An 18,759-nucleotide genomic window follows, 5' to 3' on the forward strand; every position below is an offset into this window, starting at 1 on the left:
CGGTCGGGCCCGCGGTCAGCGCTTGAAGCTGACGTGGATGTGGTCGAAGTGGCCGCCGGTGGCCTCGTCGGGGTCGTAGACGCCGCCGCCGCTGTAGGGCTGGCCCCACCCCGTGTCGGTGTCGCCGCGCCCGGCCGACCAGATCCGGCCCTGCCAGATCACGTAGGACACCTGCAGCGCGTCGGCGTTCGCCCGGAACCACTCGGCGAGCTCCCAGCCGGCCTGCAGTTCGGTGCCCGCCGCGAACGCCCCGGCGGTGCCGGGGAAGAAGTCGCAGGCCCGGCCCTTGGGGTGGTCGCTGGAGGGGTTCCAGGCGTGCGCGTCCCAGCAGCCGGTGGCCTGGATCCGGGAGCCGGCGCTGTAGCCGCCGAACACGCGCAGCACCTCGTCGAGCGCGTGCCGGGTGGCCCCGGTGAGGCAGCCGCCGGAGGTGGGGTCGTCCTGGACGCAGCCGGTGTCGCCGCCGGCCCACGGCACCGCCGCCGGGCCGGTGGCCCCGCCGCGCGGGGCGCAGACGTCGGTGCCGGCCAGCGAGATCTCCACGCCGGTGTCCGCGCCGACGTCGGCGAGCATGGAGGCGGCGTAGTCCTCCCACTTGCTGTAGGCGGTGGGGAACGCGGAGCGCTGCACCGTCTGCGCGGCCTGCCACAGCGGCATCTGCGGCCAGTCCGGCACGGCCAGCAGCCGGTCGTAGAACTGGGTGGCCGAGTAGACCGGGTCCTGCACCTGCGCGGGGGAGCCCCAGCCCTGCGACGGGCGCTGCTGGAACAGCCCCAGCGAGTCGCGGTCGCCGTAGTCGATGTTGCGCAGCCCGGACTCCTGCATCGCCGTCGCCAGGGCGATCCACTGGCCGCGCTCGGGGACCTGCATCTGCCTGCCGACCTCGACGATGATCGCGGCGTTCTGCCGCTGCTCGTCGGACGGGTCGGCGGCGTCGGCCAGCACCGAGGTGCCGCCCGAGCCGTAGCCGCAGCCCGCCGGCCCGGTGCTGCCCATCCCGGACATCCAGATCACCGCGTTGACCCCGAGCAGGCCCACGACGCCGATGATGCCCAGCACCACGACGAGCACACCGATCCGGGCGCCGGCGCGGCGCAGCGCGTTCCCGGCGAACTCCAGAGAGTTCAACAGCGTTCCAGTGGGCACGGGCCGCGGGGGCGGCGGGTCGAGGGGGCGATCCCAGGCTAGACGACGGTCCCGGCCCGGTGGTCCCGTTCGGTCACTTCGCGCCCGCCCCGCCGTGACCCCGCGTCGCCGGATCGGTCGAGGGGGCCCGCGTCGGGAACGCCGAGCCGAACCCCCGCAGGCGCAGGCTGTTGGCCACCACGAACACCGAGCTGAGCGCCATGGCGGCGCCGGCGAGCATCGGGTTGAGCAGCCCGGCCGCGGCCAGCGGCAGCGCGGCCACGTTGTACCCGAAGGCCCAGAACAGGTTGCCCTTGATCGTGGCCAGGGTGCGCCGGGACAGCCGGATGGCGTCGGCGGCGGCCAGCAGGTCGCCGCGGACGAGGGTGAGGTCGGCGGCCTCGATCGCCACGTCGGTGCCGGTGCCCATGGCCAGGCCGAGGTCGGCCTGGGCCAGTGCGGCGGCGTCGTTCACCCCGTCGCCGATCATGGCGACGACGCGGCCATCGTCCTGCAGGCGCTTGACGGCGTCGAGCTTGTCGGCCGGGAGCACCTCCGCGTGGACGGCGTCGGCGTCGATCCCCACCGCGGCGGCCACGGCCGCGGCGGCGGCCCGGTTGTCGCCGGTCAGCAGCACGGGGCGCAGCCCGAGCCCGCGCAGCGCGGCGATCGCCTCGGCCGAGGTCGGCTTGACCTCGTCGGCGACGACCAGCACGGCGCGGGCGGCGCCGTCCCACGCCGCGACGACGGCGGTGCGCCCGGCCTCGACCGCGGTGCGGGCGGCGTCGGCGAGCTCGTCGGGCAGGGTGATCCCGGACGACTCCAGCAGCGCGGGCCTGCCCACCAGCACGTCGTGGCCCTCGACCGTGCCGCGCACGCCCATGCCCTGCAGGGCGGCGAACCCGCCGACGGCGGGCAGGCGCCCGGCGCGCCGGCCGGCCGCGCGGGCGACCGCCCGGCCCACGGGGTGCTCGGAGGCGTCCTCGACGGCCCCGGCCAGCCGGAGCACGTCGTCCTCGGCGACGCCGGCCGCCGGGTGCACCGCGAGCAGGCTCATCGTGCCGGTGGTGACGGTGCCGGTCTTGTCGAGCACGACCGTGTCGACCCGGCGGGTGGACTCCAGGACCTCCGGTCCCTTGATCAGGATGCCCAGCTGGGCGCCGCGCCCGGTGCCCACCAGCAGCGCCGTGGGCGTGGCCAGCCCCAGCGCGCAGGGGCAGGCGATGATCAGGACCGCGACGGCGGCGGTGAACGCCGCGTCGGCGCCCGCCCCGCTGCCCAGCCAGAAGCCCAGCGTGGCGACGGCGAGCGCGATGACGACCGGGACGAAGACCCCGGAGATGCGGTCGGCCAGCCGCTGCACCGCGGCCTTGCCGTTCTGGGCCCGCTCGACCAGCTGCGCCATGCGGGAGAGCTGGGTGTCGGCGCCCACCCGGGTCGCGGTGACCACCAGCCGGCCGCCCGCGTTGACCGTGGCCCCGACGACGGCGTCGCCCGGCCCGACCTCGACCGGCACCGACTCGCCGGTGAGCATCGAGGCGTCGACCGCAGAGGAGCCCTCGTCGACGACGCCGTCGGTGGCGATGCGCTCACCGGGCCGCACCACGAACCGGTCGCCGACGTGCAGGCGCTCGATCGGCACCCGGTTCTCGGTGCCGTCCGCGGACAGCACGCGGACCTCGGCGGCCCCGAGCTCGAGCAGCGCCCGCAGCGCGGCCCCGGCCCGGCGCTTGGACCGGGCCTCGAACCAGCGCCCGGCCAGGATGAACGCGGTGACCCCGGCGGCCACCTCGAGGTAGATGTTGGCGCTGCCGGTCGAGGGGGCGATCGTCAGCTCGAACGGGTGCGTCATGCCCGGCTCGCCCGCCGAGCCCAGCAGCAGCGCGTACAGCGACCAGCCGAACGCCGAGAGCACGCCCATGGAGATGAGCGTGTCCATGGTGGCCTCGCCGTGGCGCAGGTTCGACCAGGCCGCCCGGTGGAACGGCCACGCGGCCCACACCACCACCGGCGCGGCCAGCGCCAGCGAGATCCACTGCCAGTACCGGAACTGCAGCGGCTCGACCATCGCCAGCGCGATGACCGGCGCGCCCAGCGCGATCGCGACCAGCAGCCGGTCGCGCAGGGCGCGGGTCGGGTCGGGCGGCTCGGCAGGCGACGGCGTCGATTCCGGCACCCACGCGGTGTAGCCGGCCGCCTCGACCGTGGCCACCAGGTCGGCCGGGGCGGTGCCGGCGGGCGCCCGCACCCAGGCCTTCTCGGTGGCGTAGTTGACCGTGGCGGTGACCCCGTCCATCCGGTTGAGCTTGCGCTCGATCCGGTTGGCGCAGGACGCGCAGGTCATCCCGCCGATCACCAGTTCGACGCCGGTCGAGGCGGAGATCGACTCCGTGCTCATCGGCTGGCCTCCTCGGTGGCGCCGGCGGGTGGGACGGGGACCGGGCTCAGCCGGCCAGCTTGTAGCCGGCCTCCTCGACCGCCGAGCGGACGGCGGTCGGGTCGAGCGGCTCGGCGCTGGTCACGGTGACCGCGCCGGAGGACAGCTGCACGTCGACCGCGGAGACGCCGTCGATCTCGCTGATCTCCTCGGTGACCGAGGCGACGCAGTGCTCGCAGGTCATGCCGCTGACGGTGTAGGTGGCGGTGCTCATCGATTCCTCCGGAGTGGGGTCGGCCGGCCGGTGGGGAGTGCGGCCGGGGGTCGGTGCCGGGCGCGCGGCCCGGGTCAGGAGCGCACCAGCCGGGCGATCGCGGCGCTGGCCTCGGCGACCTTGCGGTCGGCCACGGCGCCGCCTTCCGCCACGGCCTCGGTGACGCAGTGCTTGAGGTGCTCGTCGAGCAGCCCGAGCGCGACGGCCTCCAGGGCCTTGGTCGCGGCCGAGACCTGGGTGAGCACGTCGATGCAGTACTTGTCGTCCTCGATCATGCGGGCGATGCCGCGGACCTGGCCCTCGATGCGGCGCAACCGCTTGAGGTAGGCGTCCTTGTCGTCGGTGTACCCGTGCACGGCAGGCTCCTCCCGGTTCCCCTCATACTATAGGGGGGTATCATTCCGGGCGCTGCCGGAGGTGTCCGGCGATACAGCCCGGGCGTCAGGGCCGGAGTCGGACGCGGGGCACCTCGTGGCTCTCGGCGAGCGGCGCATCGCAGTGCCGGCACCGCGTGAGCACCGGCCGCACGGCGTTGGTCTGGATGCTGAACGACCCGCCGTCGTGGTCCCGCGGGCACAGGTAGCCCAGGTGCAGGCGCACCCACGGCGCCCTGGTGGGCGCCAGTGCCCGGCCGTCGTCCGCGGCGTCCTCGAACGGCGCCCACCAGAAGTCGACGACCGCGTGCAGGGTGGTCCGGCCCGGCTCGGAGGTGTGGTCGTAGGCGGCGATCCTGGCGGGCGCGTGGTGGGGGCCGTGCGTACCGCCGCCGGAGCAGACCCCGCGCTCCGCGCCGCGCTCGAGCACCGCGGTGCGACCGGTGCGCTCGCACACGAAGCAGTCCAGGGTGAACTCCACGCGGCTCGCCCAGCGCAGGTTGTGGAAGGGTCCGTCCGGCACCACGAGCACCGCGCTGACCTCGGCCGATCTCAGCACGACCGGCTCACGTGGCCGAGATGCTCACGGTGGGGTAGCCGGTGGCGCCGTCGGGGACGACGTCGCGCACGTCGGCGGTCTGCGGCGTGCCGTTCGCGTCGAACGCCCTGGCCTGCAGGGTGTGCTCGCCCGGCGGCACGTCGATCTCGGCGCGCCACATCCGCCAGGTGTCGCCGCCGACCTCGGTGGCCATGTCGGCCGGCTGCCACGGGCCGCGGTCGAGGCGCACCTCGACGGCGGAGATCCCGATGGGTTGCGACCAGGCCGTGCCGGCCACGGTGACCCGCCCCGCGCCCACGGAGGTCCGGGGCACGTCGATCCGGGAGCCGGTCTTGATCGGGCCCTTCTCCGACCAGCCGCGCTGCAGCCAGTAGGCCTGCCGCTCGGCGAACGTGGTGACCTCGATGTCGGTCACCCACTTCGTCGCCGAGACGTAGCCGTACAGGCCGGGCACGACCATCCGCACCGGGAACCCGTGCTCGGGGGGCAGCGCCTCGCCGTTCATGCCGATGGCCAGCAGGGCGCCCCGGTCGGGCTCCAGCAGCACCCCGGTGGGGGTGCCCGCGGTCCAGCCGTCGCTGCTGGTGCTGAGCACCTGGTCGGCGGCGGGCGAGACACCCGCCTCCAGCAGCACCTCGCGCAGGTCGACGCCGATGAAGTTGGTGGTGGACACGTACGGCCCGCCGACCGGGTTGGACACGCACAGCAGCGTGATCGTCCGCTCGACCAGCGGGCGGGCCAGCAGGTCGGCGAAGGACAGGGTGAGCTCCCGGTCGACCATGCCGTGGATGCGCAGCGACCAGTCCGACGCGGTCAGCGACGGCACGCGCAGCGCGGCGTCGATGCGGTAGAAGTCGGCGTTCGAGGTCACGAACGGGGTGGCGCCGGGGACGCCGGACTCGGCGGTGGCCGGGATGGCGGGCGCGCGCTGGTAGCCCGCGCGGGCCAGCGCGGCGGTGACCTCGTCGCGGGAGCCCGTGACGTCGCGGCCGATCCAGGCGCCCAGCCCGGTCGCGGCGACCGCGCCCGCGCCGACGGCGGTGGAGGTGCCGATGAGCACGCGGCGCCGGGAGATCCGGGCGGCGTCGGTCGGGGCCTGGTCGACGCGCAGCCGCAGCTCGTGCAACCGGCGGAACGAGGTGATCCCGACGACGAGCGAGGCGGCCGGGGCGGTGAGGTCGAGCGGGCCGAAGGTGGGCGAGCTCAGCACGGCGCCCATGGCCAGCGTGCCCATCGCGGTGACGACGGCCAGCCCCGGGCCGGGGCGCCTGCGCGAGGCCAGCCCGCCCGCCGCGGCCAGCGCGGCGACGACCACCGCGATGCCGGCCAGCAGGACGGGCTTGTCGGCGGTGCCGAACGCGCCCTTGGCCAACTCGACCAGCCACTGCGGCGACACCCGCACCGCGGCGTCGCCGACCGCGAGGAACGGGCCGGACGCCGGCGAGAGCAGGCCGGCCACGAGCTGGCCCGCCCCGACCGCGGCGGCCACCGCGACCAGGCCCATCAGCGCGGCGAACGGGCGGCCGAGGACGGGGTCCGCCGTGGCGCCCGCCTCCGGCTCGGCAGTGGTGGTCACCCGTCCAGTGTCCTGCCGCGACGGCACCCGTGCGCGTCCGTTGTCTTACGGATCTCGTTCACCCGACATGAACCTGGTGGGGCTCAGCCCGGCCCGGCGGCCCCATGAGGTTCATGTCGCGGTGGGGCGTCAGCTGAACGGGGGGCGGGAGTCGCGGCGCAGGGACAGCCGCCCCGCGGCCCGCCAGGCGCGCGCGGTGACGTCGCGGTCCTCCTCGGTGACCAGGTTGCCCATCACCCGCAGGGCGACCGTCATCAGCGCCCGCGACCGCATGCCGATCGGGCCCAGCTTGGGCAGCAGGCCGGGCACGGTGATCAGCCCGGCCAGCCTGCGGGCGATGGAGAACGCCTCGCCGTAGTGCCCGCGCAGCTCGGCGGGCCAGGCCGCGGCCAGGTCGGTGCGCGCGACCAGCAGTTCGGCCACCAGCCTGCCGGTCTCCAGGCCGTAATCGATGCCCTCGCCGTTGAGCGGGTTGACGCAGCCCGCGGCGTCGCCGACCAGGGCCCAGTTCGGCCCGGCCACGCCGGAGACGGCGCCGCCCATCGGCAGCAGCGCGGAGGACGGGGCGCGCACCGGCCCGTCGAGCTGCCAGTCGTCGCGGCGGGCGGCGGCGTACTGCGTGATCAGCGACTGCAGCCGGACGCCGGCCGGCCGCTTCGCGGTGGCCAGCGTGCCGACCCCGATGTTGACCTCGCCGTCGGCCAGCGGGAACACCCAGCCGTAGCCGGCCAGCACCTCGTCCCGCTCGCCGCGCAGCTCCAGGTGCGAGGAGATCCACGGGTCGTCCGAGCGGCCGGAGCGGACGTAGCCGCGGGCGGCCACCCCGAACGCGGTGTCCTTGTGCCAGTCGCGGCCCAGCACCCGGCCGAGCGTGGATCGGGCCCCGTCGGCGACGACCAGCCGCGCGCAGGACACGACGTGCTCCTCGCCGCCGCGGTCGAACACCACGGCGCTCACCCGGCCGCCCTCGCGGCGCACGTCGACGGCCTTGGCGCCCTCCAGCGGCACCGCGCCCTCCTTGAGGGCCACGTCGCGGATGCGCGCGTCGAGCTCCGTGCGGGGGACCGCGCCGCCGTGGTCGGGCAGGGAGCCACCGGGCCAGGGCAGCTCCAGCAGCTGGCCGAAGCCGGCCGCGCGCAGCCCCCGGTTGGTGCCCCGCGCCCGCACCCAGTCGCCGAGCCCCAGGCGCTCCAGCTCGGCGATGGCGCGCGGCGTCAGCCCGTCGCCGCAGGCCTTGTCGCGGGGGAAGACGGCGGCGTCGGCCAGCACCACGTCGAGCCCGTGCCGGGCCGCCCACGCCGCGGCCGACGACCCGGCCGGTCCGGCGCCGACGACGAGGACGTCGGTCGCCGTGGGGAGGGCGGGGGAGTCGACGGGGAGAGCGGGACCGTCCGGCATGTCCCCGAGTATCCGGCACCCCCGGGTCGGGGGCTCGTGATGGAGACCAGCGCTACGCCCCGCGCTGCCCGCCGAACTCGCGTCCGGCCGTCCCCCGACGGCTCCGCGGAGCGTCCGAGCGGGTCATCAGGGGGCCCCGGCCAGCGAGCGGGCGATGACCAGGCGCTGGATCTGGTTGGTGCCCTCGAAGATCTGCATCACCTTGGCCTCGCGCATGAACCGCTCCACCGGGAACTCGCGGCTGTAGCCGTAGCCGCCGAGCACCTGCACGGCGTCGGTGGTGACCTTCATGGCGGAGTCGGTGGCGATCAGCTTGGCCACCGAGGCCTGCCGGCCGTAGTCGAGCCCGGCGTCGCGGCGGCGGGCGGCGTCGAGGTAGGTCGCGCGCGCCGAGTCGACGGCGGCGGCCATGTCGGCGAGCAGGAAGCCCAGCCCCTGGTGGTCGATGATCCGGCGGCCGAAGGCGGTGCGCTCGCGGGCGTAGGCGACCGCGACGTCCAGCGCCGACTGGGCCAGCCCGGTGGCCACGGCGGCGATGCCCAGCCGGCCCGAGTCCAGCGCGGAGAACGCGATCTGCAGGCCCTGGCCCTCCTCGCCGAGGAGCCGGTCGGCATCGAGCACGGCGCCGTCCCAGTTGGCGGTGGCCGTCGGGATCGCGTGCAGGCCCATCTTGTCCTCGGGGCGCCCGAAGCTCAGCCCGTCGACCCGCCCGGGGGCCAGGAAGCAGGACACGCCGCGGGCGCCGTCGCCGGTGCGGGCGAACAGCGCATAGAAGTCGGCGCGGCCGCCGTGGGTGATCCAGGCCTTGGTGCCGGTGATCCGGTAGCCGGTCGCGGTCTTCTCCGCCTTGCAGGTCAGGGCGGAGGCATCGGAGCCGGCGTGCGGCTCGGACAGGCTGTAGCCGCCGACCTGCTCACCGGCCAGCATCGCCGGCAGCCAGCGCTCGCGCTGGGCCGGCGTGCCGAAGCGCGACAGCGGCTGGCAGGCCAGGCCGTGCACGCTCACCGCGACGGCCACCGCCGCCCAGCGGGCCGCGAGCTCCTCGAGGACCTGCAGGTAGACCTCGTAGGGCTGGCCCCCGCCGCCGTCCTCCTCCGGGTAGGGCAGCCCCAGCAGCCCGGCCCGGCCGAGCACGGTGAACAGCCCCTCGGGGTAGGTCTCGGCGCGTTCGTGCTCGTCGACGCGGGGGGCGAGCTCCTTGTCGGCGAGTTCGCGGGTCAGCGCGAGCAGGTCCGCCGCCTCCTGGGTGGGCAGCAACCGGTCGACGGCCATGGCGCTCCTATGCGGTACTGACGTTTCGCCTTCAGTACCGGATAGGCTAGCCGACGTGCCGGCTCGTGCCACCCCCCGACGCGAGCAACTGTTCGACGCGCTCGTGGCCCTCCTGCTCGCCGACGGTTTCGCGCACCTGACGCTGGACGACATCGCCGCCCGGCTGCGCTGCTCCAAACGAACGCTGTACGCGCTGGCCGGCAGCAAGGAGCAGCTCGTGCGGGCGGCCGTGGTGCACTTCTTCCGGGGGGCCACCGAACGGGTGGAGCGGGCGGTGAGATCGGCCGAACGCGCTGCCGACCGGGTGGGGGCCTACCTGCGCGCGGTTGCCGTCGAACTGGCCCCCGCGTCCGCGACGTTCTTCGACGACGTGGCCGCGTTCCCCCCGGCCGCGGAGGTCTACCGGCGCAACACGCGCATCGCCGCGCGCCGGGTGCGGGAGCTGGTGGACGAGGGCGTCGAGACCGGTGAGTTCCGCGACGTGCACGCGGAGTTCGTCGCCGACGTGGTCACCGCGGTGATGGTCCGGATCCAGCAGCGCCGGCTCGCCGAGGCCACCGGTCTCACCGACGGTGAGGCCTACGCGAACCTGGCCGAACTGCTGCTGCACGGGCTCGCGGCTCCCGGTCCGGCGGCCGTTCACGGGGCAAGCCCGCACCGTGAGTGCTGATTAACCAAGCGTGATCCGGGGTTCCCCGGAGGCCAACCCGAAGGGCGGACGGATCGCTTAACCGGTTACGGTGTGTCGCGCGCCGGACAGGGTGCCCCCTGCCGTGTCGCGCGCCGGCGGCCGTCGCGCGGACACCCCTCCACCCCGGCGGCCGCCGGCCCACCACCTCCCGTTCGGCGCCGGTCGGTGCCCGGTTCGCGCCTCAGCGCGCTGCCACCCGATCGGACCAATTGCACTCCGTCGGCCCAAGGCAGCGGGATCTTCCGGGCAACCTACGCGAGCACCGCGCGGTGAGCCTTCAGACCAGGAACCGGTAGGCCGTGCTGCCGGGTGCGACCAACTGGATGCGCAGCGGACTCGCCTGCATCCGGCCCCACAGCGGCTCGTACGCCTCGCGGTTCGCGATCTCGATGCCGACCAGCGCGGCCCCGGTCTCGCGGTTGTCGCGCTTGACGTACTCGAACAGCACGATGTCGTCGTCCGGGCCGAGGACCTCGTCCAGGAACCGGCGCAGGGCCCCCGGCTCCTGCGGGAACTCCACCAGGAAGTAGTGCTTGAGCCCGCGGTGCACCAGCGAGCGCTCCACGACCTCGGCGTAGCGGCTGACGTCGTTGTTGCCGCCCGAGAGCAGGCACACGACGGTCTGGCCCGGCTCGACCCGCACCGCCTCGCCCAGCGCGGCCGCGGCCAGCGCCCCCGCGGGCTCGGCGATGATCCCGTCGACCTGGTAGAGGTCCAGCATCTCCGTGCAGACCCGGCCCTCGGGCACGCCGACCAGCTCCGCGCCGCTCGCCCGCACCAGCGGCAGGCCCGTCGCGCCCACCCGGCGCACCGCGGCGCCGTCGACGAAGGTGTCCAGCTCGGGCAGCTCGACCGGCTCCCCGGCGGCCAGCGCCGCCGCCATGCTCGCCGCGCCCGCCGGCTCCACGCCGACGATCCGCACGCCGGGGTGCTGCGCGGCCAGCCAGCCGCCCACCCCCGCGGCCAGCCCGCCGCCGCCCACCGGCAGCACCACCACGTCCGGCGGCCCGCCCAGCTGGGCCACCAGCTCGACCCCCACCGTGCCCTGCCCGGCGATCGTGCGGACGTCGTCGAAGGCGGGCACGACGGTGGCCCCGGTGCGCCGCGCGAACTCGGCCGCGGCGCTCGCCGCCTCGTCGTAGGTGTCGCCGCCCACCACCAGCTCGACGGCGTCGCCGCCGAGCGCCCGGATCCGCTCGCGCTTCTGGCGCGGCGTCGTGCTCGGCACGTGCACCCGCCCCCGGATGCCCAGCGTGCGGCACGCGTGCGCCACCCCCTGGCCGTGGTTGCCCGCGCTCGCGCACACCGCCCCGGCCGCGCGTTCGGCCTCGTCGAGCTGGGCGAGCAGGTTGTACGCGCCGCGCAGCTTGTAGGACCGCCCGACCTGCAGGTCCTCCCGCTTGAGCCAGACCTCCGCGCCGGTCGCCGCGGACAGCCGCTCGTTGCGCTGCAGCGGCGTGGTGAGGGCGACCCCGGCCAGGCGGGCGGCCGCCGCGCGCACGTCGGCGGCGATGTCGCCCAGGAGGTCGGGGACGAGGTCGGGGGGGAGGGACACTGCGGGGGTCACCGAGCGATTCTCCAGGACCGCCCACCACCACCGTCCCCCGGCATGACCGGCGGCGTCGGGCGACGCGATCGGCGTCAGGGGGCGGGACGGGAGGTGCGGGGGCGCAGGGGGAAGCCGGCGGCGCGGTAGGCGGCGTCGATCAGCTCGGCGCTGGCCACGGCGTCGTCGGCGCCGGTGGCGACCTCCCCACCGGCGCGGACGGCGGCGGCGAAGGCCTCCAGCTGGTAGGCGTAGGACGAGCGCCGCCCCAGCTCCTCGACGCGCTGCTGCCCGTCGACCGTGAGCAGCACGCGGTCGTCCAGGTGGGGGAGCACGAAGCTGGGCGCGACGACCTCGCCGCGGCTGCCGACGACCCGGCAGGAGAAGTCGCGCTCGGTGGCCGTCATGGAGGTGCGGACGAGCCCGGGCAGCCCGGACGGGAAGGCCAGCTCGATCTCCATCGACTCGTCGACGCCGGGGGCGCCCGCGCGCTCGCGGCCGCGGGCCGCGGTGACGGTGGGCTCGCCGCCGGCGAAGCGGCCCAGCACGCGGTGGAGGTGCAGGCCGTAGCAGCCGACGTCCATGACGGTGCCGCCGGCCAGCTCCAGCGACCACCGCGGATCGCCGTCGGCCGGGGAGGGCATCTCCATGTGCACCTCGACGCCGCGCAGCTCGCCGATCTCGCCGGAGGCGACGGCGTCGAGGAGCCGGCGGGTGACCGGGTGGTACAGGTAGTGGAAGCCCTCCATGAGCAGCACGCCCGCCTTGAGGGCGGCGTCGCGCACCTCGCGGGCCTCGGCGGCGTCGCTGGCCGAGGGCTTCTCGGTGAGCACGTGCTTGCCCGCTTCGACGGCGATCCGGTTCCACGGCCCGTGCAGGCTGTTGGCCAGCGGGTTGTAGACCGCCTCGACCTCCGGGTCGGCGATCACCTCGGCGTAGGAGCCGAGCACCCGCTCGACGCCGTGCTCGCCGGCGAAGGCCAGGGCGCGGTCGCGGTCGCGGGCCGCGACGGCGACGAGCCGGGCGCCGGTCAGCCGCGCGGGCGCGGCGATGGCGGCGCCGGCGATGCGCGCCGCGCCCAGGACCCCGATCCGAAGTGGCTCCACCCCGCCATCCTGCCCCGCCCCCTCGGGAGCGCTCAGTGCAGGTGGTTGCGCCAGTCGGCGGGGACGCGCTCGGCCGGGCCGGGGACGGTCTGCTCCAGCGGGCGGTGCTGCGGGCCGGCCAGGTCGGGGCCGGAGTAGGTCTCGCCGGTGCGGTAGTCCCAGAACCACACCTCGTCCGGCTCGAAGCTGGTGACCAGCGGGTGGCCGGTGGCGTGGAAGTGGGCGGTGGCGTGCTGCGCGGGGGAGGTGTCGCAGCAACCGACGTGGCCGCAGAGCGCGCAGCGGCGCAGGTGGACCCACCAGCCGCCGCTCTGCTCGCACTCCAGGCACCCGGTGCCGCTCGGAGGGGCGGTGGGGTCGATCTCGTTGGGTGCCGTCATCGCGTGTCCCCGTTCTGCGCGCAGGTGCCACCCCATTGTGGTCCGGGCGATCGCGGCGGGCCGAGCGGGTGGCGGTGGTCCGGTCGACGACCACGCGGAGCGAGCGGGCGCCCGCGGTGGGGTACTCGCCGAACGCCCGATCGGCGCCTAGGGTCGGGGCGAGCCGGACGTCGCACAACCGGACACGTCGTACAGCGAGGAGTGGCGATGGCAGCGAAGCCGTTCGCGTCGTCGGCCGATCTGGCCGCCAAGGAGCAGACCCTCGAGGTGCTCGCGGACGGGGTCTACGCGCTGACCGCCGAGGGCGACCCGAACATCGGCGCCGTCGAGGGCGAGGACTTCCTGGTCTGCTTCGAGGCGCTGGCCACGCCGGTGGTGGCGGCGCGCTGGCTGGAGAAGCTGCGCGAGCACACCGACAAGCCGATCCGTTACCTCGTGCTCAGCCACTACCACGCGGTCCGGGTGCTGGGCGCCTCCGCGTTCGACGCCGAGGTCATCGTCGCGCACGAGAACACCCGGGCGCTGGTGGCCGAGCGCGGCGAGCAGGACTGGGCCAGCGAGTTCGCCCGGATGCCGCGGCTGGCCGAGGGCGCCGACACGGTGCCCGGCCTGACCTGGCCCACCGCCACCTTCTCCGACCGGATGTCCATCGACCTCGGCGGCGACCGCGGCGACCTGGTCCTGCAGTACTGCGGGCGCGGCCACACCGAGGGCGACATCGTGGCCTGGCTGCCCCGCCACGGCATCCTGTTCGCCGGCGACCTGGTGGAGGCCGAGGCCGCGCTCTACACCGGCGACGCCTTCCACCGCGAGTGGGCCTCCTCGACGCTGGACAACGTGGCCGCGCTGGGCGCGCACACCCTGGTCGGCGGCCGCGGCGGGGTCAGTCGCGGCCCGGACGCGGTGGCCGCGGCGATCAGCCAGACCCGGCACTTCCTGCGGGTGATGATCGAGCACGTGGGCGCGGTGCAGCGGGCGGGCGGCACGCTCAAGGAGGCCTTCGAGCGCACGCACGCCGCCCTCGTCGACGACTACGGCCGCTGGCCGATCTTCGAGCACTGCCTGCCCTTCGACGTCTCCCGGCTGTGGGACGAGCTGTCCGGCGTGGATCGGCCGATCATCTGGACGGCCGAACGCGACCAGGAGGTCTGGGCGCAGCTGCAGTCGTGACGAGCATGGATCCCGTCGCGATCATCGGCAACGGCCCGGTCGGCCAGACCACCGCGCTGCTGCTGGCCCGCTGGGGCGTGCCGACCGTGCTGCTCGACCGGCGTCCCGAGCGCGACCCGGTCGGCTCCAAGGCGATCTGCCAGCAGCGCGACGTCCTCGACATCTGGTCGGCGGTCGGCGCGGGCGAGCGGATCGCGGCCGAGGGCGTCACCTGGACCACGGCGCGCACCTTCCACCGCGACCACGAGCTGTTCACCTACACGTTCGCCGAGTCCGGCCGGGCGGCGTTCCCGCCGTTCGTCAACATCTCCCAGTCGCGCACCGAGGAGATCCTCGACGAGCGGGTGGCCGCGGAGCCGCTGGTCGACGTGCGCTGGGGCCACCCCGTCGCCAAGATCGACCAGGACGTCGACCGGGTCACCCTGACCTGCGCCGACGGCAGCACGGTCGTGGCGCCGTTCGCGGTGCTGTGCGCGGGGGCGCGGGCCGAGGAGCTGCGCGCGATGCTGGGCGTCGGCTTCGACGGCCACTCCTTCGACGACCGGTTCCTGATCTGCGACATCCGCACCGACCTGCCCGGCTGGGCCACCGAGCGGCGCTTCTACTTCGACCCGGTGTGGAACCCCGGGCGCCAGGTGCTGGTGCACCCCTGCCCGGGCTCGACCTTCCGCATCGACTGGCAGGTCCCCAGCGACTACGACCTCGACGCCGAGGTCGCCGACGGCTCGCTGGACCGCCGCATCCGCCAGGTCATCGGCGAGCGCCCCTACGAGATCGTCTGGAAGTCGGTGTACCGGTTCCAGTCGCGCTGCGCCGACCGGCTGCGCGCGGGCCGGGTGCTGCTGGCCGGCGACGCGGCGCACCTGTACTCGCCGTTCGGGGCCCGCGGGCTCAACTCCGGGGTCGTCGACGCCGAGAACGCGGCCTGGAAGATCGCGTTCGTGGCCCGCGGCTGGGCGGGCGAGGGGCTGCTGGAGAGCTACCACGCCGAGCGGCACGCGGCCGCCCGGGAGAACCTGGAGATCACCACGGCGACGATGGACTTCCTGGTCCCGCAGTCGCCGGCGGCCGCCGCGCACCGCCAGGCGGTGCTCGACCGCGCCGCAGAGGACCCGGTCGCCCGCTCGATGGTCGACTCCGGCCGGCTCGCCGAGCCGTTCTGGTACGTCGACTCGCCGCTGACCACGCCGTCGCCGTCGCGCCCGTTCGCCGGTCGTCCCCCGCGCGGCGACGTGCCGGCGCCCGGCCCCGGCGTGCTGGTCCCGGACGCCCCGGTGGCCGGCGGGCGGCGGTTCCGCGAGCTGGCCCGCGAGGGGTTCACCCTGCTGCTGGCGCCGGGCGCGGACGGGGAGGCGGCCCGCGCGGTCGCGGAGGGCAGCGCCGTGCCCGTCGCGGTGGTGGAGCTCGACGAGGTCGACGTCACCGGGACCCTCGCCCCCGCGCTGGACGCGCGGCGGGGCGAGGTCTGGCTGCTGCGGCCGGACGCGCACGTCGCCGCCGTCCTCGACCGCCCCACCACCGCCGCGCTGACCGCCGCCCTCACCCGCGCCCTCGGCGGCTGACCCCCACCCCAACCCCGTCGAGAACGAAGCTGTCGCCGTTTTGGACCGGTCCAACCGACAACAAGTTCGTTCTCGACGGGTCAGACGAGGAGGGTGTGGGCGGCGATCTTCCAGACCTTCAGGTGGGGGTCGGTGCGGGGGTCGCGACGGCTGAGCGCGTAGCTCATCCCCACCCCGCGCATGCTGGTCAGCACCAGGTCGCGGACGGCGGGGTAGTGCGGGTGCGCGGCCAGCTCCGGGCCGTAGTACTTGGCCATGCCGTCCCGGATGAGGGCGCCGAGCTCCTGCTCCCCGGGCTGCAGCGCGGCGCGCAGCTCGTCGTTCGTGCGGGCCGCGGTCCACAGCTCCACGGCGGCCCAGAAGTGGGGCTCGGAGAAGGTCTCCCAGATCAGCTCGATGACCCGGTCGAGGCGCTCGGCGGCGGACAGGCCCTCCGGGATGTCGCGCAGCCGCTCGTCGGTGCGCCGCATCCGCCCGATGGCCAGGTGCCGCGAGGCCGCGACCAGCAGCTCGTCGCGGGACGGGAAGTGGTGCAGCAGCCGCCCCCGCGACACCCCGGCGCGGGCCTGGATGCGCAGCGTGGTCGCGCCCCGGTAGCCGGACTCGACCAGGCAGGCCACCGCGGCGTCCAGGATGCGGGCCCGGCTCGTCGCGGTGCGCTCCGCGCGACGGCCGAGGGGTGGGACCGTCAGCGGTGGCTCGGGCGGGGAGGCCATCCACGCAGCGTAGCGAGGTGCCGCCCGGGCAGGTGGCGCCGAACCGTCAGGACCGCGGCGGGCCGGTGGTCGTCCCGACGCGCAGGCGCACCGGCAGCAGCACGTCGGCCGGGGTCCGCCCGGCGACCAACTCCATCGCCGCCTTGGCCGCTTCCCGCCCCTTCTCGTCGCTGGGCTGCACGACGGTGGTCAGCACGGTCGGCGCGAGCCAGGGCAGGTCGGCGCCGTCGAAGCCGACGACGGAGACGTCGCCGGGGACGTCGAGCCCCAGCTCGGCCGCGGCCTGCAGCACGCCGGCGGCCAGCACGTCGCTCTGCGCGACGATCGCGGTGGGCCGCTCGTCGGCCGGGACGTCGAGCAGCAACCGCCCCGCGACGGCGCCCTCGGCGACGGCGTTGCTGGCGGTCTCCAGCGTCGGGACGGGCCCGAACACGTCCTCCACGGCGAGCATCCGCCTGCGCACGTCGCGGTAGTGCACGACGGCGCGCCGGGCCGGGCCGACCGGGCCGCGGGTGCCGTCCAGCCGCAGCGGCATGACGACCTGGGCCACCCGGCGGTGGCCGAGCTCGTGCAGGTGGCGGGCCAGCTCGCGGGTGCCGCCGCGGTCGTCGATGTCGACCAGCACGACGCCGTCGACCTCGGGTCCCTCGACGGCGACGACCGGCACCCCGCGGGCGCGCAGCGCGCCCATCGCCGGGTCGTCCTCCAGCCCGCAGGTGGCGAAGATGGCCGCGTCGAGCGGCATGCGCGTGATCTGCTCGGTGGCGGGGCGGCCCTCGTCGCCGGCCAGCAGCAGCAGGCCGACCCCGTGCCCGCCCAGCACCTCGGCGATGCCGTCGAGCAGTTGCACGGCCACCGGGTCGCGGAAGGCGTAGAGGAGCCGTTCGCCGACGAACGCGCCGATCACATCGCTGCGGCCGCGGCGCAGCGAGGCCGCGACGGGGTCGGGGCCGGCGTAGCCGATGGCGGAGGCCGCGACGAGCACGCGCTCGCGGGTCGCGGCGGCGACCCGGGGGCTGCCGGAGAACGCGAGGGACGCCGTCGACGGCGAGACCCCGGCCCGCGCCGCCACGTCCGCGAGCGTGGGACGGGTGGACACGGCCGCAGGCTACGCGGATCGGCGTGGCTCACAGCGGAACGGGGTTGAGCCGGGCGGGACCGCGGCGTACCGTCGATCGCGGATCGAATCGATTCGATCCGACCTCGGCAGAGCGTCGCACCCCAAGGAGCAGAGCCCGTGAACCCGAACACGACCACGACGGCGCAGCCCGCGGACGCAGCGGTCCGCCGCGCGCGCATCGCGGTCGTCATCGCCTTCCTGGCCAACGGCCTGGCCTTCGCGACGCTGATCGCCCGCACCCCGTCGATCCGCGACACCCTCGGGCTGAGCTCGGGCCAGCTCGGCCTGCTGCTGCTGTGCCTGTCCGGCGGTGCCGTGGCCGGGCTGCCGCTGTCGGGTCCGCTGGTCAGCCGCAGCGGCCCGGCCCGCGGCGTGCTGCTCGGCATGTTCAGCGTCGCCCTCGGCCTGGCGCTGGTCAGCACCGGCCTGATCACCGGGATCGTCCCGGTGGCCGCGGTCGGCCTGGCGTTCTGCGGGCTCGGCAGCGGCATCTGGGACGTCTCGATGAACGTCGAGGGCGCCGACGTCGAGCGCCGCCTGGGCCGGTCGCTGATGCCGCGGCTGCACGCCGCCTTCAGCATCGGCACGGTCGCCGGCGCGGCCATCGGCGCGGCCGCGGCCGGGCTGGGGCTCCCGCTGTCCGTGCAGCTGCTCGCCGTCGCCGTCGTGCTGCCGATCGCGGCGTTCCCGGTCACCCGGGCGTTCCTCGGGCGCAGCGGCTCCACCGCCCAGCGGGAGGAGGAGACCGGCGAGCGGCGCAGCGCGCTGGCCGCGTGGCGCGAGCCCCGCACCCTGCTGATCGGCCTGCTGGTGCTCGGGTTCGCCTTCACCGAGGGCTCGGCCAACGACTGGATCGCCATCGCCTTCGTCGACGGCTACGGCGGCGGCGAGACGCTGGGCGCGGTGGCCTTCGGGTTCTTCGTCAGCGCGATGACGGTGGGTCGGATGTTCGGCGGATCGATGCTGGAGAGGTACGGCCGGGTCGCGGTGCTGCGGGCGACGGCCCTGCTGGCCGTGGCCGGGCTGCTGCTGGTGCTGCTGGGCGGCAGCACGCCGGTGGCCCTGGTCGGCGCGCTCCTCTGGGGGGTGGGTGCGTCGCTGGGGTTCCCGGTCGGGATGAGCGCCGCCGCCGACGACCCGGCGCACGCCGCGGCGCGGGTCTCGGTGGTCAGCTCGGTCGGCTACACCGCGTTCCTGGCCGGACCGCCGCTGATCGGGCTGCTGGCCGAGCACAGCGGCATCCTGCGGGCGCTGTTCGTCGTGCTGGGCGCACTCGTGCTGGGCCTGCTGGCGGTGGGCGCCGCCCGCCCGCTGCCCGGAGCGGAGCAGGCCGAGCGGGCCCACTGACGGGTGGCGCGCGTCCGTACCGGCCCGTTCCCGGCCCTCCCGCCGGGAACGGGCCGGTTAACGCGTGTTTCGGGCCCGTTCAGACCCTTGACAGCGGTCGGGTCGACAGCGAACTCTGTTGCGTGTTGCGCACCTTGTTTCGTAGTGCGCACCGAAAGCGCACACC

General features: G+C 75.5%; 17 protein-coding genes. 4 read left to right on the plus strand and 13 right to left on the minus strand.

The genetic code is table 11. From position 1 onward, the window contains the following. Positions 1 to 15: 15 nt before the first annotated feature. The 8 genes from KDL28_RS31815 to KDL28_RS31850 form a co-directional block, all read right to left on the minus strand. Entirely contained in the window at positions 16 to 1,128 is a 1,113-nt protein-coding gene (locus KDL28_RS31815; RefSeq protein WP_252444480.1) for a VldE C-terminal domain-containing protein, read from the minus strand. A 91-nt stretch (positions 1,129 to 1,219) separates the two neighbouring features. Continuing rightward, positions 1,220 to 3,523 (minus strand): heavy metal translocating P-type ATPase, encoded by a 2,304-nt coding sequence (locus KDL28_RS31820; protein WP_252444482.1) that lies wholly within the window; start codon positions 3,521 to 3,523, stop codon positions 1,220 to 1,222. Between the two features lie 46 nt (positions 3,524 to 3,569). Next, positions 3,570 to 3,776: a heavy-metal-associated domain-containing protein gene (locus tag KDL28_RS31825; protein WP_252444484.1), complete on the minus strand. Its 207-nt coding sequence runs from the start codon at positions 3,774 to 3,776 to the stop codon at positions 3,570 to 3,572. A 74-nt stretch (positions 3,777 to 3,850) separates the two neighbouring features. After that, positions 3,851 to 4,132 carry a metal-sensitive transcriptional regulator gene (locus KDL28_RS31830; RefSeq protein ID WP_214404418.1) on the minus strand — a complete coding sequence of 94 codons (282 nt, stop codon included), beginning with the start codon at positions 4,130 to 4,132 and terminating at the stop codon, positions 3,851 to 3,853. 85 nt (positions 4,133 to 4,217) lie between these two features. Next, positions 4,218 to 4,709: a hypothetical protein gene (locus tag KDL28_RS31835; protein ID WP_252444486.1), complete on the minus strand. Its 492-nt coding sequence runs from the start codon at positions 4,707 to 4,709 to the stop codon at positions 4,218 to 4,220. Between the two features lie 7 nt (positions 4,710 to 4,716). Continuing rightward, entirely contained in the window at positions 4,717 to 6,285 is a 1,569-nt protein-coding gene (locus KDL28_RS31840) for a molybdopterin-dependent oxidoreductase (protein WP_308216088.1), read from the minus strand. A 129-nt stretch (positions 6,286 to 6,414) separates the two neighbouring features. Then, positions 6,415 to 7,683: a geranylgeranyl reductase family protein gene (locus tag KDL28_RS31845; RefSeq protein WP_252444488.1), complete on the minus strand. Its 1,269-nt coding sequence runs from the start codon at positions 7,681 to 7,683 to the stop codon at positions 6,415 to 6,417. 126 nt (positions 7,684 to 7,809) lie between these two features. Continuing rightward, positions 7,810 to 8,955: an acyl-CoA dehydrogenase family protein gene (locus KDL28_RS31850; RefSeq protein ID WP_252444490.1), complete on the minus strand. Its 1,146-nt coding sequence runs from the start codon at positions 8,953 to 8,955 to the stop codon at positions 7,810 to 7,812. Between the two features lie 55 nt (positions 8,956 to 9,010). Between KDL28_RS31850 and KDL28_RS31855 the strand changes: the two genes are divergently transcribed. Beyond that, positions 9,011 to 9,625 carry a TetR/AcrR family transcriptional regulator gene (locus KDL28_RS31855; RefSeq protein ID WP_252444492.1) on the plus strand — a complete coding sequence of 205 codons (615 nt, stop codon included), beginning with the start codon at positions 9,011 to 9,013 and terminating at the stop codon, positions 9,623 to 9,625. Between the two features lie 298 nt (positions 9,626 to 9,923). Here the strand turns inward: KDL28_RS31855 and ilvA are convergent, their stop codons facing one another. The 3 genes from ilvA to KDL28_RS31870 all read right to left on the minus strand — a co-directional run bounded on the left by ilvA (position 9,924) and on the right by KDL28_RS31870 (position 12,678). Beyond that, positions 9,924 to 11,213 carry a threonine ammonia-lyase IlvA gene (gene ilvA / locus KDL28_RS31860; protein WP_372497132.1) on the minus strand — a complete coding sequence of 430 codons (1,290 nt, stop codon included), beginning with the start codon at positions 11,211 to 11,213 and terminating at the stop codon, positions 9,924 to 9,926. Between the two features lie 74 nt (positions 11,214 to 11,287). Continuing rightward, positions 11,288 to 12,298, minus strand: coding sequence for a Gfo/Idh/MocA family protein (locus tag KDL28_RS31865; protein ID WP_252444494.1), 1,011 nt, complete (start codon positions 12,296 to 12,298; stop codon positions 11,288 to 11,290). Positions 12,299 to 12,330: 32 nt separating this feature from the next. Further along, a complete protein-coding gene (locus KDL28_RS31870) occupies positions 12,331 to 12,678 on the minus strand; it encodes a UBP-type zinc finger domain-containing protein (RefSeq protein ID WP_252444496.1) in 348 nt (115 codons plus the stop codon). Between the two features lie 207 nt (positions 12,679 to 12,885). Here KDL28_RS31870 and KDL28_RS31875 point away from each other — a divergent pair, with 207 nt between their 5' ends. Then, positions 12,886 to 13,848 carry an MBL fold metallo-hydrolase gene (locus KDL28_RS31875; RefSeq protein ID WP_252444498.1) on the plus strand — a complete coding sequence of 321 codons (963 nt, stop codon included), beginning with the start codon at positions 12,886 to 12,888 and terminating at the stop codon, positions 13,846 to 13,848. 5 nt (positions 13,849 to 13,853) lie between these two features. After that, positions 13,854 to 15,410, plus strand: a complete 1,557-nt coding sequence (locus tag KDL28_RS31880) for an FAD-dependent monooxygenase (protein WP_252444608.1) — start codon at positions 13,854 to 13,856, stop codon at positions 15,408 to 15,410. 80 nt (positions 15,411 to 15,490) lie between these two features. Here KDL28_RS31880 and KDL28_RS31885 read toward each other — a convergent pair whose 3' ends face one another. Beyond that, positions 15,491 to 16,126 carry a TetR/AcrR family transcriptional regulator gene (locus tag KDL28_RS31885; RefSeq protein WP_252444500.1) on the minus strand — a complete coding sequence of 212 codons (636 nt, stop codon included), beginning with the start codon at positions 16,124 to 16,126 and terminating at the stop codon, positions 15,491 to 15,493. Between the two features lie 46 nt (positions 16,127 to 16,172). Beyond that, the gene (locus KDL28_RS31890) at positions 16,173 to 17,225 is read right to left on the minus strand and encodes a LacI family DNA-binding transcriptional regulator (protein ID WP_252444501.1); all 1,053 of its coding nucleotides are present in this window, start codon (positions 17,223 to 17,225) and stop codon (positions 16,173 to 16,175) included. A gap of 138 nt (positions 17,226 to 17,363) precedes the next feature. Between KDL28_RS31890 and KDL28_RS31895 the strand changes: the two genes are divergently transcribed. Continuing rightward, on the plus strand, positions 17,364 to 18,593 hold the full coding sequence (locus KDL28_RS31895) for an MFS transporter (protein ID WP_252444503.1): 1,230 nt from the start codon (positions 17,364 to 17,366) through the stop codon (positions 18,591 to 18,593). The last annotated feature ends 166 nt before the right edge of the window (positions 18,594 to 18,759 follow it).

This window comes from Pseudonocardia humida (assembly GCF_023898865.1).
Classification (GTDB): Bacteria; Actinomycetota; Actinomycetes; order Mycobacteriales; family Pseudonocardiaceae; genus Pseudonocardia; species Pseudonocardia humida.